Here is a 17,255-nt window from a genome sequence, read left to right as displayed (position 1 = left end):
AATAAACAAATGTGTATACTTATTATATTTAGTATCAACGCTTCATTTATCTAAAAACACTTTATTTATAAGCATAAAAATAGCGAGCATCTAAAGATATTTGATGCTCGCTATAGTTACTATCTAAGCCTTTTTTAGATATTTAATTTACTAAAGTACCTTTTATAATTCCATCAAATTATCAACTAAATTTTCATCCAATCTTGTTCCGAATGGATCAATAGCAATATAGCTAGGTTTCTCCTTTACAATTATCTTTAGTTCTGTAAGCTCCTTGGTAAGCTTATTTGAGTTATAATATAAAATTGAATCCGTAGCTTTTACAGTAGATGGATGTTTTGTGAAAACGCCTATTTTAATAGATTCATTTATTGATATTTCTTTTATTTCTCCGTTTACCAATGTTTCAAAACGTTTTGCTTTTACTTTTGCTGTAATTTCATAGGTTCCGTTTGCTAATTTCTTATAAGAACTTTTCGTTATTCCTAAATCGTACGTAATTAATTTTTTAAACCAATCATTAATTAAAGTATGTTGTTTTACTGGTGTTATTTTATAAAATTCGTCTAATAACTCAACAGAAGTTACTGCTAACTTATTAATTGATCTGTATTTTGTAGTTATTGTTTTCATTACCTTATTTACCTTATTCTCCCCAATTAAATCTCTTAATCCCAACATAACAGTAAGCGCCTTACCGTAAGCAATATAACTTTGTCCGTCTACTTTATAAACTGGTTGTTCAACAGAGCTTGCAAAAGATCTACCTCTAAAATATCTATTTCTTGCATTTTCAGTTAAGGTATACAGCACTCTTTTTCCGTACATTTTTTCTAGTATAACAGCTTCTGTATATTTTGCAAAACCTTCAACTAATAAAGAAGCGCCAGCAACAGGTTTGGCAGATAAAGTATGTCCCCACCATTGGTGTGCTACTTCATGAACCACTCTTTTAGCAACCACATTAAACGTTTCATCATCACTTACATTTGTTAAATACAATCGGTCTTCTACCATACTTATAACACCAGGATGTGCAAAACCTCCAAATGGCCAATGTGCAGGCACTTCTGCAATTCTTACGTGGTTAAAGTTATATTTCCCGAAATTTTCTTGACAATAATCTAATGTTTGTTTTACACTGTTTTCAATATCATTAATATTAAAATAGTGATTAGCATCGTAATATTGTTCAATTGAAATTCCTTTATAATTTATTTTTCTTGTACTGTATTTTGCTGAAAAATAACCGACTTCTGGTAAAATCTTATTCTTAGATTTATAATGATAATAATTCCGGTTATTTTTAGACCATTCTTTTAATAGTTCACCAGAACTAATAGCTGTTTGATCATTAGCTGTTGATATAACAGTTTCAAACTTTATTTTTTCATGTTTTACATCTTCTAATAAAATATGAGTTTCAGAATTATCTTCTTCAATTCGTTTCGGTAAATTTCTTCTTTTTCTTTCAGATCTATTGGTAATTTCTAAACCCGTAGTATATCCTAAAATAGGATCGAAATTCCCAAAACGATTAATATATGTACCATTGTTTACAATTGATCTATCTGTTTCATAACCTTTTACTTCTTTCTTTAATTTAAAGCTATATTTTATTGAATCATTTGGTTGTAATGGTGTATCGTACTTAAACAAATACGTTCCGTATACGGTGTCGTGCATTACTAATTGAGCATTCTCTATCGTAATATTTTGTAATGAAACTCTTTCTGTTATAAATAACTCAGATAATGGTTGTTTGCTTTTATTTTTTAATACATAATCAGCAGATACAGTATACATTCGTTTTGATGGATAAAAATCTACATTTGTTTTTTTAGAAATTGGATATAATCTTTCTATGCTATCATATTTTTTAAATTTTCGTTCATAGTTTTCACTAAAATCTAATTGATCATTCGTTGTTTCATACTTAGAAACAATGTTTGTATTGTAATAAACCAAACTACCTGCACTTAAAAAAAATGCAACTAGTATTAATGTAACATACTTTTGGGCGCTAGTAAAATTTAAAGTTAATTGCTTAAGTTTAACAGAAAAACTAGCAACTAACCCCCTATTCCAAATTTTAAAGGATAAAACAGTTAGTAGTAAACCCAAGGCTAACCAATATATTACTAAATGATTAAATAGGTTTGAAACACCATTAAAACCATCCATATTATTAAATTTTATTCTTGGTAAAAACCCAAGACTTGTTAATGGATGTTCTAGACCAAGCATACGCGATTTTAAGCTTAGCAATACAATGAAACCAAAAATTCCCATTCCTATATATTTACTTTTTGCTAAACTGTTTATAAAAAAGGAAATCATACAAAACACAAGTAATTGCATACCATAATGATAATATAAAGAAGCATATAAGCTAAATTCAAAATTCGTATAGTTTAAACTTACTTGAAATACCATACACATTATAATACCCGTTGTAATTAAAATTATAGGCAATGCTAATAATGCTGTAAATTTTGATAGAAAGAAGACACTATTTTTTACTGGTGTTGCATCTATAATAATATTAAAATTTAAATCACGTTCTCTCCAAACAATCTCTGCACTATAAAAAATGATGAGTATCAGACTAAAAAGAGTTAACTGATCTAAGAATAAATCAATTAATTGATTGGTAAAAGGATAAGTGCTAACACCGTATTCACCACCACCAATTACCGTAGAAAATAATTCAGAAAACACTATAAACAACCACATAATTAACACTACAATAAAAGGTAAACTCTTAAAAATATTTTTCAATTCTAACTTTAGTAGTGCATAAAATGCCAATAATTGTGCTTTAAAATTGTGTAAGGCAACTACTGGTTTATATATTAGTGTTTTAATTTTAGCTATTTTTTGTTTTGGTGCTTTCTTTATCTTTTTGATAGTTTTACGAAATGAGAATACTCGATAAGTAGTAAATAAGATTCCTATAGAAATTAAAATCCATACAAGCCTGTTCAATAAAAATAACCCTGAAAAAGAGAGTAATTGTGTGTTTTTTTGAAAAGGAGTCCAATATTGAGTCTGTTCAAAAAAAGCAGCAACACCAAAAGAATCTGCCACAGCTGCTATTGCCATGCTTTCTGGTGAAGCAGGTACAGATTGTGCTAATAACGGTGAGTTTAAATAAATAGCACTTATAAAGTACAACATGTAAATAAACACAGCACTTGCATAGGTTGCAATACTATTTTTTGTTAAAATACTTACAGAAAATACAATGGTAGCACAAATAAATACATTTGGCAATACGATATATAACCAAGGTTGTAGGTAAGTTATTAATTGAAAATTGGCCAACCTTTCTGGATCTAAATCAGAAAAATAATTCCCAAAAATATACCCAACTAAAAAAGGCGAAAATGCTAAAACACTAAATATAAACGTACCTAAAAAACGACTCCAAAAATAGTGGCTTTTTTTAATAGACGCGCTATAAATTAAACTTTCCATATTGTGTTGTTTATCTCTAAGAGTTGCGCTAATAGCAAAAAACATAATAATAAACACACTACCTAAAGTAAATATACTTGTATGAAAATATACCTGATATATAGCATTAAAATTAATGCCTTTTGGCGCAAAACCTTGTCTTCCTACAAAAACTCCTAATGCTAAAAATAAGGTTGCAAATATTGGAAAGGCTCGTTGCTTAAATTGATAAAAAACTTCGAATTGTAATAATTTTTTGAACATAATTTATACAGTTTTAGTAGCTTGATTAAACAATGTTGCGAAATAAAAATCTTCTAAATTAGGAACAATCAATTCAAAACCAATTTCTGGTTTTATGGCAGATAATACTCTAATTTGAGTTTCTCCAGCGACTAATTTTGTAGAAATAACATCAAAAGATTTCTTATAAATAGCAATGTCTTTTTTAGGGATAATTTTTGTCCAAATTTTCCCTTCAATAGTAGCGACTAACTCTTTTGGACTTCCTTCTGAAATAATTTTTCCATTAGATAAAATTGCCATCTTAGGGCATAAATCACGAACATCTTCAACAATATGTGTAGATAAAATAACAATTACGTTCTCGCCTATTTCACTTAATAAATTTAAAAAACGATTGCTTTCTTCCGGATCCAATCCAGCGGTTGGCTCATCAACAATTATTAATTTGGGGTTTGCCAATAATGCTTGTGCAATTCCGAATCGTTGGCGCATACCTCCAGAGAATGTGTACACTGCTTTTTTTCTATGCTGATATAAATTAACCTGTTGTAATAAGGCGGTTACTTGTTCTTTACGTTTTTTATTATCTACTATTCCTTTTAAAACAGCCAAGTGATTTAATAGTTTTTCAGCAGATATTTTAGGATATACTCCAAACTCTTGCGGTAAATACCCCAACTGTTTTCTTATTTCATGTGGTTGTTTAATAACATCTATATCATTAAAAGAAATACTTCCAGAAGATGGTTCTTGCAATGAAGAAATGGTACGCATTAAAGAAGATTTTCCTGCACCATTTGCACCTAATAATCCAAACATTCCGTTTGTGATTTTTAAATTAATTCCATCTAAAGCTTTTACACCGTTCGAATAGGTTTTTGTTAAATCATTAATTAGTAATGTGTTCATAATTATTCGGCTTTTGATTATTTGTAACTACAGCAAATTTATACTCGAATAAAAAGAAGGACTAATAAATATGACTTAGCACAATGTTTTAGAGTTATACAATGTTAAAATTGTTATTAATTGAGTTCATCAATAAAATGTAGCTGTTGGTGTTAATTATAATAGTGTCTATCAATTTACTTGTTAGTACTCTATAACATGAGTATTTTTGAATTATGGTACACTTTTTAAAAAAATATAAAGCCTTCGGACTAGGATTTATAATTGTTTTAACAGCAATTGTGTTAATGCATTATTATAAGTTTCTTCTTATACCTGATGATGCACCAATAGAAATCTTTTTTGTTTTTACTTTCTGGTGGTTTCTTATTTCACTTCCTATTTATAAGTTTTCGTATATAAAGAAAAAAAGAAATATTATATATAAACTTATTATACTGATTATTCTTTTTATTGGTACGCTAATTATAGATTCTAGAATGAAAATGCCCGATAATCCGATTACATTTATTTTATTAATGGGTTTTTGGATTGGATTTGCATACTTACTAGTGCCATTATTTGTTAAAAGATACTGGAAATTAATTGTATTATTTTATGCACCTCTTTTTTTATATTTTTTATATCTACGCTTGTTTTCAGGTGATGTAGAGGCATATTTAAAAATTAAAGACGAAATACCTTTTGCTATCTTTTTTGTACCTATCCCTATCTTTTTCGCGCTGTGGGTGTTCGAGCAATGGAAATGGTTAGAAAATTTAAAAGCTGAAAAGGCACAAGCAGAATTATCTTTATTACGAACTCAAATAAACCCGCATTTTTTCTTTAACACACTAAATAATTTATATGCCTTAACTATTAAAAACTCTGAACAAGCACCAGAAGTTATTTTAAAACTATCAGACATGATGCGGTATACTATTTATGAAGGTGAAAAGGAAACGGTAAAACTAGATGATGAAATAACGTACTTAAAAAATTACATTGAATTACATAAAATAAGGTATAAAAAATCAGTGGATATTACTTTTAAACACACTATTGATAGTGATTTATCTGTAGCACCGTTATTGTATATCATTCTTTTAGAAAATGCTTTTAAACATGGTATTGAAACACTAACAGAGAACGCTTATATTCATATTAATTTATCAGAAAATGCTGATTTTATTTGTTTTGATATTGAAAATAATTTTGATCCTAATGAAATACAAGAAACAAATGGTATTGGACTTACAAACCTAAAAAGAAGGCTTTCTTTACTATATAAAGAGAAACATATATTTTCAATTAACAAAACCAATACAACTTATAAAACAACGCTAAAAATTTTAAAACATGCTTAAGTATATAATTATTGATGATGAACCTTTAGCGCATGAAATTATTGAAGAGTTTTGTAGTATGTTGCCACATGTACAATTACAACAAAACTGTTATAATGCGATGGAAGCGATGCAGTTTTTGAATGATAATACGGTAGATTTTATGTTTTTAGATATTAATATGCCTAAATTAAAAGGATTAGATTTTTTAAAAACATTATCAAAACCACCAAAAACTATTATTACTACGGCATATAAAGAACATGCTTTAGAAGGATTTGAACTTAATGTAACTGATTATATTTTAAAGCCTTTTAGTTTTGATCGTTTGGTGAAAGCAGTAAATAAAGTATCTGAAAGTCAAAACACAAAAACAATTATAAAAGAAGTTGCAAATACTGTAGATAGCACTCGTTTTTTTGTGAAAGGAGATAAAAAACACCATCAAATTAATTTAAAAGACTTGCTATATATTGAAGCTTATGGTAATTATACCAAGTTGTTTTTAAAAGATGAAATGATTGTTAGTCATGAAAAAATATCTCATTATGAAGAAATATTAGACGCTTCTAATTTTTTAAGAGTCCATAAATCATTTATAGTTGCTATTGATAAAATTAAATTTATTGAAGGGAACAGGATTTTAATAGATATACACAAAATTCCTATTGGGCAAACATATAAAAGTAGTATTAATAAGCTGTATGGGAATTAATAGCGATTCCAATTTTAGTTTATAAAATGGCATCAATATTAAAAATGCTATTCATTTTAAGTGTAAAAAAAGGTATTGTGAACTACAATACCTTTTTTTATGCACTTTTTTATTTAGCATAAGTTCGATATAAAAAACCTGCATTTATAAATTATTATATCGAGCAACTTTCCTTAGAAAATTTAAAAACGAAAAATGTTGTTCTCTTTACTAAATTCTTTCAGAATTTCACTAGAACTAACACTTTTTTCCTACATCGAACTCACGTTATTTCGCTTCGTTTATGCTAATTTTTTCTACAGATTCAAAAAGTTCTGTGATTACATGTTGTAAATCATTTGGAGTAACTGCTCTAAAATAAGCAAGTAAATCTTTACTTGTTGCGTATCTATTCGTACTTAATTTTAACGAACCATTTATACTGTTCCAATCTTTAAGAAATTGTTTTAAGGCTAAATTCACGTTGTTTTCTCCAATTGATTGTTGCAATTTATACATCGCAATGGCACCTTTGGCATAATAAATATAATCTTGATTTTCTACCAAAGCTAAAGATGGCTCCTGCCCTATTTCTCTTTGTTTCCCTTTACTATATTTCTCTTGTTGAATTTTTAAAAACTGTTGTACTTTTTTATCAGAATATTTTTGTTTTAACACCATTAATGCTGCGTATTGCGATAATGTTTCTAGAATTAAATGCTGCCCTTTAACATTTGCAGCTGCTACTTGCATACCAAACCATTGATGTGCCAATTCGTGAGCAGTAACATAAAAAGCCATGTCTACATCTTTTTCATCATCAATATCTAATACAAACCCGATCGCTTCAGAAAAAGGAACAGTACCAGGGAATGATTGTGCAAATTCTGCATAACGAGGAAACTCCATAATACGCATTTGTTCGTATTGATATTCACTAAAATTAGCGCTGTAATAATCAAAAGAAACTTTCATCGCTTGCATCATTCTATCTAAATTATACTGATGTGTTTTATGATGATATATTTCTAATTCAACCGGTTGCTTTGTTGTTTCATATTTAGGCATCCAAATGTCTTTTTTAACCTGATATCGTGCAGAAACAATTGCATAAAAATTCATCATTTTCTCATTTACTTTATAATGAAAATAGTTACGATTGTTTGCTTTCCATTGTTTTAAAATTTTCCCTGGCGCAATAGCTGTTTGGTCTATTTCAGTTCCAATAATCATTTCAAAATTAATTCCGTCAGAATCGCCTCCTGTTCTTGAGTTTAATAGCTCGTTTGCATCATTTATTAATGCTTTGTTTGCTCTTTTAGGTAATTGGTATGCGATACGTTCTTTTTTATCTTGAAGCTCATACTTTTTAGCATATCCCAATGTTGGAAGATTTTCGTTATTGAAAAAAATTCCGTTTTCAACAATATTAGAATTTGAATTTGTTCCTGTAAAACCTGTGGATGTAAACGACTGTTTAAAATTCATTTTAACTACTGCTCCTGGTTGTAAAGGGCTCTTTAACTTATAAATTACATAATTATAGGTACTGTATTGCATATTTGTAGTTGCGCCTCCTTCAAAATTAAGATAGTCAATAACGATATTGTCTTCAATTAATTTTTGAATATGCACCTCGCTAATCGGAATATTAGTCGTGTTTTTAAGTATATAAAAACCTTCAGCTGTGTAATTTCTTTTAGAAGGATACAATTCCACATTTAAATTAACACTTACAATTTTAGGCTGTGGCAAATATTCAAACTTCTTTAATTTTTTTTCATAACCAACTCTAAAATTTGTTGTTTCAGCCGCTGTCCAATACTTATTTAAAACATTGGTATTGTAAAAAATATAACTCCCTAAAACCGTAAAAGAGACTATAATGAAAACTGTAAATTTTAAGAGCGATTTACTCATGCGATTTTTACTAGCTTTTACTCTTTTTATAAAAGAAGTTTCCGTTCCTCGTACTATAAAAAGTGATGCTGCTATAATTAAGAATATTCCGAAGAGTAACCAATAGGTTTTAATTAGTAAATATGGTTTTAAAAAGTGTCCGTAACCATTCATATCAGAATAAATTCCCAAAGAATTTCCACCAAAATTATACAACGGATGGTTAAACCCCAATGCGCCCAATGTAATGGAAACGATAAAGAATACTAAGCTGAATAAAATTCCGATAAATTTATTATTAACAAGCGATTGAATGAAAAATGTTACGAGTGCGTACAAGGCAAGAAAAGGTAATATTTCTATAAAAAAGCCATAAAAATACACTTGAAACTCATAATTATAATACCCACTTACTGTTTGAAAAATAATACCCGAAATAATTAAAGAAAGCATTAAAACAATACAAATTAAAATAAGAGCAACGTATTTACTTAGCAAGTTAACAAAGCTTGACATGGCGGTTGCATCATAAATAAGGCTCAATTTAGCAGTACGCTCCCTCCAAACAAGTTCTCCTGAATAAAAAAGTATAATTATAATAAAGAAAAAGATGGATGTTTCTTGTAATTCCTCTACAATAAAGTAAGTTATTGGGTAACTATCAACATCATAAACAGTACCTAAACTCACCGAATTTATTAGTATAATAAAGGCACCACAAATTACAATTGCTAAAAACGAAGGCTGTTTACATATATTTATAAAGTAAAACCATGAAAACTGTTTTAGTTGCGACAATTTAAAAAAGAATCCTTCTTGTATTTTTACTTTAGGAATTTCAATTTTAGTAGTATTCTTAGCCTCTAAATTAATGTTTTTTTGCCCCTTCCCTTTAAACCGTTTGTTTGATACAACACTAAAATTGAACTTTTTATACCCAAAAAATAAAATAAGCACACTTAATACAAACCAAAACAACTTGCTATAAGCTAAAGCACTAGAAAAAGGAATTATTTGTGTACTTTTTTCAACGATTGACCAAGATTCTGTTACAGTAGTTAGTGTTGTTAAAGAAAAAGGGTCAAAGATTCCTTTCCAAAACTGATTTTCGATTGATTTTGTCAATAAAAAAATCACAAATATAAATACACCTTGTGTGTATACAACCACCAGCTTTTTAGTTAATGCACCACTTACAAAAAACAAACAAGCGCCAAAAAATAATGTAGGTATCGTTATGGTTATAAATGTATACAGGTATGTAAATGGATTAAAACTTAAATAAGCTTCAGCATCTTGCCAAGGCATAAACTCACCTACAATCATGCCTAAAAAAAGTCCACTAAACACAAATAACAACACCACAAAAGATCCTAAAAACCTCCCCAACAAATAATCTCTTTTTTTAATTGGGTTTATAAACATGAGTGATTCTATTTGATGCTGAAAGTCTCTTAATACCGAAACTCCCATAATCATAGAAGCAAGTACCATAAAAATAGCGGTAATTGCTGCCATTGTTTTAGCAATTACAAATGGTGAGTTTTTTTTGATTGCTCCTATTTCAACACCTTGAAAAATAAAATCAACACCAACTATCGAAAATAAAAATAGAAATAAGAAAAATATGTAGGTGTCTGCTCGTTTAATTCGATACTGAATTTCAAACTTAAATATAGTATACCACATCATTATATAATTGATTTAAGGTTCGTAGTATTACCAAATATTTGAGAGAAATACACATCCTCTAAATCGGCATTAATTGGTGAGAATCCATTTCCTGGGTTTGTATCACTAAGAATATGAATAATAGGTTTTCCTAAAAACAAACGCTCACTAATTACTTGGTAATTATTTTTATAGCTTTCTAAGTCAAGCTTTGTAATCGTTTTTTGATATACTTTTCCTTCAAGGTTTTCTATTATTTTTAAAGGATTTCCTTTTAATAATACTTGTCCTTGGTTTATAATCGCCATATTGGTGCATAACTCTTTTACATCTTCTACAATATGTGTAGATAAAATAACAATGGTATTTTCACCTAGTTCACTTAATAAATTATAAAACCGATTTCTTTCTACAGGGTCTAAACCGGCAGTTGGCTCGTCTACAATCAATAATTTTGGATTGTTTAATAATGCTTGGGCAATACCAAAGCGTTGTTTCATACCGCCAGAATAACCGCTTAAATTTTGTTTTCTTACATCGTATAAATTGGTTTTATGTAACAATGATTTTACCAATTCTTTGCGGGCGGGTTTGTTTGTAATTCCTTTTAAAGCTGCAAAGTGATTTAACAACACTTCGGCAGATATTTTAGGATACAATCCAAATTGCTGTGGCAAATACCCTAATACTTTTCGAATCTCATTTTGTTGCTTTAAAACATCTAAATTCCCTAAAGTAATATTTCCTTTATCTGCTTCTTGTAAAGTAGCAATGGTACGCATTAAAGTAGATTTTCCGGCACCGTTTGGCCCTAATAAACCAAACATACCTTTTGGTATTTCTAAAGAAATATTTTGCAATGCTTTTACACCATTAGCATACGTTTTAGAGAGGTTGTTAATTATAAGTTCCATGTTTTTGTTTTAATTGATTCACACAAACATATTTACAAGGGCTCTAAAACAAAAGATAATGGGATGTACTAGCCTATAAACGGTATGCAAATACGCAGCGCAACTATAAACCTCTTTATACCATATAAAGGTGTGTTTGTATACACTATGTAATCGTTTATCAACTTATTTGTAGGAAGCGGTTTATTTAATTAATATTGGCTTATGAAGTTAAAAGTATCAGGTAAAAAAAAGAAAATTATAAAGCGTTTTTATAAAATAAGTCTTGTTATTATAGGTTTCGTTATTGTAGTATTTAATGACACTTTTGGTAAATTAGAAGGGTTTGTAGAGTTTATTGCGTTCTATTTTATAGTTGTTTTTATTACAATTGCCTATTGGTTATTTAAACAAATAAGAGCAATTATTCGGCTAAAACATGAAAAGGCGAAAACAGAATTATTGCATTTAAAAAGTCAGGTAAATCCGCACTTTTTTTTCAATACGCTTAATAACCTGTATGGAATGATGGAAAAAGATTCAAAAGAAAGACAAATGGTGCTTAAACTTTCTGATATGATGCGTTATAGTATTTATGAAGGTCAAAAAGAGTGGGTAACTCTTAAAGATGAGTTAGCGTATTTGCAAAACTATATAGAACTTCAAGAAATACGTTATCATAAAAAATCGGACATTCAATTTAACCGTCAAATTGAGCATCTGGATAGTAAAATAATGCCGTTACTTTTTATTATTCTGTTAGAAAATGCTTTTAAACACGGACTCGAAAATCTAGAAAAAGAAGCGTATATTCATATTAATTTAATTGCCAATAAAAAGGAAGTTATTTTTGATATTGAAAATAATTTTGACCAGCATCAAACTTCATTAGAAGGAGGTATTGGTTTACATAATTTAAAACGAAGATTGGCCCTTGTATATCCAAAAAAACATTCACTTTCTTTTACTATAAATGATAATATTTATAAAGCAAAACTAACTTTAAAGTTATACTAATGCGATACTTAATTATAGATGACGAACATATAGCGCATAAAATTATTATGGAGTATTGTGAAATGCTTCCTGCTATGCAGCTACAAAAAAACTGCTATAGCGCTTTAGAGGCTTTAGAATATTTGAATAATCATGAAGTAGATTTAATTTTCTTAGATTTAAACATGCCTAAACTAAAAGGTTTTGAGTTTTTAAAAACCTTAATACTGCCTCCTAAAGTTATTGTAACCACTGCTTATAGTGAGTTTGCTATTGATGGTTATGAGCTTAATATTACCGATTATTTATTAAAACCTTATAGTTTTGAGCGTTTTTTAAAAGCAGTAAATAAAGTTAACGATACTTTAAATACCAATAAGGAAACAGCGATTCCTAAACAAGAAAATAACGACCCTACGAATAACCAAATATTCTTAAAACAGCAGAATAGTCACATACAAGTGGCCGTTAAAACTATTTTATATATTGAAGCTTCAGGTAATTACACAAAGGTTTTTACAACAATGGATACGATTACAGTACGAGGTAAAATCTCAGACATCTTAGCTTTGTTGTCTGAAAATGATTTTTTGCAAGTTCATAAATCATTTGCTATTGCTACAAAACATATTCAGCGTATTGAAGGGAATAGAATTCATATCGCTAATACGGTTGTTCCTATTGGGAAATTGTATAAAGTGAATGTTAATGAGCTTTTGAGGTAGGTTTGGAATAATAATAAATCTGACGAGATTATTTTGATACACTTGCTTAAATTTTGCTAAGTTTCAATTTTTATTTAATTTCTAGGTTACTCCCCTTAAACAATACTTTCTTTAATTGCTTTTTCAAGTACAGAAGGTTTGCTCCCCGGACCAATACTAAGTAATTTTGAGCCCGTTATGGGAATTCCGTTGAAGGGTCTTATATATACTTCTCCATTTGGAGTACGTTCAAAGTATGTGAAACCAGTATCATTACCAATTTTAGTACAACCTTTAACTCTAAGAATACTTTTAGGTAACCTTTTACAAATATTATGGATGCATGTTGAGTTAGGTAAGTTTGGTAAATCAATAGAAGATGAAGCCCAATGCGTTTTTTGATGGTCTAATTTTTGTGCTGTGTTTTTAGATGGTAATAATTCTGGAAGTAATAAAACATCTAAATTATCCATTGTTAATATTTTAGCAAAAGGATTTCGTTGTTTTAATTCATTAATTACTTGAGCTTTTCGATTTTCATTTACGTTTTCAAGATGTGTTAAAACCAATAATGAAGAAACCTGAATTTGATTAGCTTCCAATTCATTATGTGCATCTCGTTGTTGCCAATTTTTAACATTAACAACCGAAATTTGTATGGGAGGTAAAAACCTATCATTTAGACCAACACCCAAAAACTCCATTAACGAACAAGCGTCAGATGTTCCGTTAGCTTCAATCAACGTAATTCCGTTTTTTCTTTCAGGAATTCTATTTACCGTATTTCTAAGTTCAACGATACCGTTACAACAAATGCAACTACCGTTTAAAGGCTTAATGCAATTTAAGCCTATTTGCTTAGCAAATTGCTGGGCATCAATAGTTGCATTCTCATAATCGTTAAGAATAATAAATGGACTCCAACCTTTATTAGAAAAGCTGGCTAATAAATGTTTTAATAATGTTGTTTTACCTGCACCTAAAAATCCTACAATAGTAATAATAGCTTCCATGTTTTTATGCTTTAAACTTCTTATCTATAGTTACTTTTACCTTTTTAATTTTTAATTTTACGAGCGTTTTACTTCACTAATATTCCTTTACATTCTTTTAAAATGTAATTAAAATGTTCAACATCATCTCTGTTTAACTTTAATATTCCTGTTATACTTATAATATTATCTGTTTTAAAGTTTTGTTTATTTATAAATTGAAGTTCTATTGCCGACTCAGGGCCGCCTTGACCACAAAAATAACAAGATGCCATTGGTCCTTTAGATAGCATGTATATATTTTCTTTAGCTGCAATATCTAAAAAATAACCTTTAATTGTTATTTGTTTCCCTTCCAAAGCTTTTACTGAAGCTGAAAATGTAGGGTACATAAAATACTCATCATATTCTGAAAAATATTTATCTGTAAATTTTATTTTTGATAAGTCTTGCCAAGTAACATTTTGTTGACCGAAACAGAACGAACAAACGAATAGAAAAATTAAATATATACCTTTATTTCTCATAGCTTAAAATTGTTGATACATTCATCTTTGTTATAGGATATATAGCTAATGAAACTGATATAATAATCATTATTAAAATGAGTATTCCTATTTGCAATATATTTTGAAAAGGCAACTCTTGAAGTATGTTTTGTTGATAGTTAGATTCCATAAAATAAAGCACAAAACGTAGCCCTATTTTTAGCAGTAAAAATCCAAGTAAAAATGAAAAAAAAACTACGATTAATCCTTCATAAAAAACCATTTTTATCAATTGAAAGTTACTAGCCCCATAGGTTCGTAAAATTGCCAAATCAAAAGCCCGTTCTTTTACCATTTTATAGAGACTTATAAATATTGTAATACAAGAAATTACAAGAATTAAATACGCTATTAAAGAAATAGTTTTAAAACCAATACTTGTATATTCATACAGTTTATGTAATTCGTATTTAGGTAAGCAAGCTTGCATGTTAGTGCGCTTGTTAATGCGTCTAAGAAACGTTAATAGCCCTCTAGGGCTTTTAAAATTAATTAATAATGACGTTATTTCTTTTTTATCATGACTTTCATTGTGGTCGTGTTTTTTATGATTCACTTCTTCCTCATGATCATGCACCTCCCAAACACTTTCTAAATTAGTAACTATTAAACGATCTATTACTTTTTGCGTAGGTTTTAAAATACCCACTACAGTTAACAAATCATCATGCTCCTCAACACTATTTTCTACTAATCCATGAGAACTTAATAGGGTATCCCCTATTTTAAGGTTTAATTTTTGAGCTACATAACTCCCTAAAATTACTTCCATAGCATTTTTAACACGATGTCCTTTTTCTAATTCAGCATTATAAAGAGATGTATATTCATGAAGTGTTCCTACAATTCTAAAACCTTTGTAATTATCACCATAAGAAATTGGTATGGCAGATTTAATCAGAGGATTTTTACTTATTTTAAGCGCTTCTTTGTATGAAATATTTCCTGTAGGATTGTCTAAATGTAATACCGAAGCCAAAACAAGCTGCAATGGACTTCCTTTAGCGCCAACCACTACATCTATTTTACCTAAATTGTTTTCTATTTGATTTTCAAAAGATTTTTTTAATTGTTGAATTCCCAAAAACAAGGCTATGCTTAAGGATAATGTAAAAACACTTAAAAAAGTGTATAACGGTTTAGACTTTATATTTTGTATACTAAAACTCCAAATATTCATAATGTAATTGAATTTTGAAAGAATGATTTTATTCTATGGTCATGCGTAATCACTATTAAATTGGCTTTGGTTTGTTTCGCCTGATTTATCAGCAATTCAATAACAATTTTGCAATTTTTATCATCTAAGCTAGAAGTAGGTTCATCGGCTAAAATAACTTGTGGATTATGTATTACAGATAATGCAATTCCTAATCGTTGTAGCTGACCTTCACTAAGCTCCCTAACTTTACTTTTTTTAAGTTCAAACAAACCCAATTGTTCTAATATAGTTTCAATCCTATTTTTATTAATAGCTGCGTTACTAAATAAAAGACGTGCTTTTAAATTATCAAACACATTTAAAGAGTGGATAGCATGTTTTTTCTGAAAAACAAGACCTATGTTTTCACCCCTAAATTCATCTAACTTATTGTTTTTTAAATGATTTAAAGGTGTTTTATTAATCAATATTTTTCCAGTAACAGGTTTTAATAAACCCGCTAAAAGATGTAAAAGTGTTGTTTTTCCTATACCTGACTCTCCTAAAATGAGTAAATTATCTCCTTTTTCTAAAGTGATATTTGGAAAACTGAAAATGGCAGTTCCTTTTTTATATTGATATGTAAGATTTTCTGTTTGTATCATTCTAAATTTTATAGAAACCGTTCTCCTATTTTACACTGCTATTGGCCATTGATCTTTTTGAGTGAATGATTTATTTTTCCACAACTCAATTTTTTCATCTGTAAGTAGGCATTTAATTAAACAATCATTCCTTCTTTATCTAAATGTTGTCCAATAAATACCAATTCTATTTTTCTACCTCCAAAAAGTACATCCCAACCTGATTCGATTTGCTTTTTATTCTCATTAAAAGAAGCGCTGTCAATTCGTTCTTGAAAAGAAATAGAAGCCCACCAAACACCAGTACTATCGGCTTAACAAGAACCTCCAGTAGAACTCCATAACAATGCTTGATTAGACCTTGAAGCTAACCCCCCCCTTTACTTCTAATAATATTTTGAGGAAAACTTTGATTTAGATAGTTTAAAAAAAGGTTTGGATGAAATGGTTTCTTGCTGTTGAATACAAAAGAACTTATTCCGTATTCTTCAGTTTCTTGAACATGATCATTTTCTAACTCTTTTATCCATCCTGCAGAAGCTTCAGCTTTTTCATAATCAAATAAACGGGTGTTTAAAGCATTTGTTCTTTATTCTTCATTTGTAAAGCATTTAGTTGTACTGCATTGGCAATATTTTTTATTGTATAGATGTAATAGTATTAATGTTAATGCTGGAAAATAAATAGCTTTCTCGTTTAAAAGAAACCATACCATTTTTTCGTTTATTAATATAACTAACAATGCACTCCAACTTAACCATAAAAAATGTTTTACCCAGTAACTAGAGGTTGTTTGTGTAGAACGATAAACCGCAAAAAATGAAATTATTAAGAATAAATAATCTAAAGACTTCCACCAAGTAGGTGCCGTATTACAACAAGTTACTGAGCAACTTTGTATTATAAAAATAAAAGGAGTAGCAACACAATGTATTAAACAAAGTGTGCTTGCAATGGCTCCTAAATTATCGGGTTTTTGATTTGTAAATATCATTAATAATTATTTAATGCAACTTAGGCGCAAATATAAAAACAATATCCATTAACGCAACTAAGTTGCATTGTGTTTGTTTTATGGAATTGTTAGAAAAACTAAATTGGTAGTAACTTTACTTAATTTAATAACAGCTCTTC

General features: G+C 28.9%; 14 protein-coding genes. 4 read left to right on the top strand and 10 right to left on the bottom strand.

The features are described from left to right. Nucleotides 1-162: 162 nt before the first annotated feature. Nucleotides 163-3,723: an ABC transporter permease/M1 family aminopeptidase gene (locus H518_RS0110740; RefSeq protein ID WP_028889053.1), complete on the bottom strand. Its 3,561-nt coding sequence runs from the start codon at nt 3,721-3,723 to the stop codon at nt 163-165. Nucleotides 3,724-3,726: 3 nt separating this feature from the next. Beyond that, nucleotides 3,727-4,614 carry an ABC transporter ATP-binding protein gene (locus tag H518_RS0110735; RefSeq protein WP_028889052.1) on the bottom strand — a complete coding sequence of 296 codons (888 nt, stop codon included), beginning with the start codon at nt 4,612-4,614 and terminating at the stop codon, nt 3,727-3,729. 215 nt (nt 4,615-4,829) lie between these two features. Between H518_RS0110735 and H518_RS0110730 the strand changes: the two genes are divergently transcribed. Both H518_RS0110730 and H518_RS0110725 read left to right on the top strand, forming a co-directional pair. Continuing rightward, a complete protein-coding gene (locus H518_RS0110730) occupies nt 4,830-5,960 on the top strand; it encodes a sensor histidine kinase (RefSeq protein ID WP_028889051.1) in 1,131 nt (376 codons plus the stop codon). Then, entirely contained in the window at nt 5,953-6,654 is a 702-nt protein-coding gene (locus tag H518_RS0110725; protein WP_028889050.1) for a LytR/AlgR family response regulator transcription factor, read from the top strand. The genes H518_RS0110730 and H518_RS0110725 overlap by 8 nt, the downstream gene beginning before the upstream one ends. Nucleotides 6,655-6,921: 267 nt before the next feature. Here H518_RS0110725 and H518_RS0110720 read toward each other — a convergent pair whose 3' ends face one another. Then, entirely contained in the window at nt 6,922-10,224 is a 3,303-nt protein-coding gene (locus tag H518_RS0110720) for an ABC transporter permease/M1 family aminopeptidase (protein WP_028889049.1), read from the bottom strand. Then, nucleotides 10,224-11,117, bottom strand: coding sequence for an ABC transporter ATP-binding protein (locus tag H518_RS0110715; protein ID WP_028889048.1), 894 nt, complete (start codon nt 11,115-11,117; stop codon nt 10,224-10,226). Before H518_RS0110715 ends, H518_RS0110720 begins: the two co-directional genes overlap by 1 nt. A gap of 204 nt (nt 11,118-11,321) precedes the next feature. Here H518_RS0110715 and H518_RS0110710 point away from each other — a divergent pair, with 204 nt between their 5' ends. Both H518_RS0110710 and H518_RS0110705 read left to right on the top strand, forming a co-directional pair. Next, complete coding sequence (locus tag H518_RS0110710) at nt 11,322-12,113, top strand: sensor histidine kinase (protein WP_028889047.1); 792 nt, start codon at nt 11,322-11,324, stop codon at nt 12,111-12,113. After that, the gene (locus H518_RS0110705; RefSeq protein WP_043706860.1) at nt 12,113-12,817 is read left to right on the top strand and encodes a LytR/AlgR family response regulator transcription factor; all 705 of its coding nucleotides are present in this window, start codon (nt 12,113-12,115) and stop codon (nt 12,815-12,817) included. Before H518_RS0110710 ends, H518_RS0110705 begins: the two co-directional genes overlap by 1 nt. A gap of 95 nt (nt 12,818-12,912) precedes the next feature. Here H518_RS0110705 and H518_RS0110700 read toward each other — a convergent pair whose 3' ends face one another. The 6 genes from H518_RS0110700 to H518_RS0110680 all read right to left on the bottom strand — a co-directional run bounded on the left by H518_RS0110700 (nt 12,913) and on the right by H518_RS0110680 (nt 17,115). Then, nucleotides 12,913-13,809 carry a GTP-binding protein gene (locus tag H518_RS0110700; RefSeq protein ID WP_028889045.1) on the bottom strand — a complete coding sequence of 299 codons (897 nt, stop codon included), beginning with the start codon at nt 13,807-13,809 and terminating at the stop codon, nt 12,913-12,915. Between the two features lie 68 nt (nt 13,810-13,877). After that, complete coding sequence (locus tag H518_RS0110695) at nt 13,878-14,315, bottom strand: hypothetical protein (protein ID WP_028889044.1); 438 nt, start codon at nt 14,313-14,315, stop codon at nt 13,878-13,880. After that, nucleotides 14,305-15,516, bottom strand: coding sequence for an ABC transporter permease (locus H518_RS0110690; RefSeq protein ID WP_028889043.1), 1,212 nt, complete (start codon nt 15,514-15,516; stop codon nt 14,305-14,307). The genes H518_RS0110695 and H518_RS0110690 overlap by 11 nt, the downstream gene beginning before the upstream one ends. Further along, complete coding sequence (locus H518_RS0110685; RefSeq protein ID WP_028889042.1) at nt 15,513-16,142, bottom strand: ABC transporter ATP-binding protein; 630 nt, start codon at nt 16,140-16,142, stop codon at nt 15,513-15,515. The genes H518_RS0110690 and H518_RS0110685 overlap by 4 nt, the downstream gene beginning before the upstream one ends. A gap of 346 nt (nt 16,143-16,488) precedes the next feature. Further along, complete coding sequence (locus tag H518_RS21440; RefSeq protein ID WP_240472524.1) at nt 16,489-16,599, bottom strand: CobW C-terminal domain-containing protein; 111 nt, start codon at nt 16,597-16,599, stop codon at nt 16,489-16,491. A gap of 111 nt (nt 16,600-16,710) precedes the next feature. Beyond that, nucleotides 16,711-17,115: a MerC domain-containing protein gene (locus H518_RS0110680; protein ID WP_028889041.1), complete on the bottom strand. Its 405-nt coding sequence runs from the start codon at nt 17,113-17,115 to the stop codon at nt 16,711-16,713. Nucleotides 17,116-17,255: the final 140 nt, after the last annotated feature.

The organism is Tenacibaculum ovolyticum DSM 18103 (assembly GCF_000430545.1).
Lineage (GTDB): Bacteria > Bacteroidota > Bacteroidia > Flavobacteriales > Flavobacteriaceae > Polaribacter > Polaribacter ovolyticus.
The sequence above is the reverse complement of the archived record's forward strand: the minus strand, read 5'-3'. Positions and strand labels throughout refer to the sequence as shown.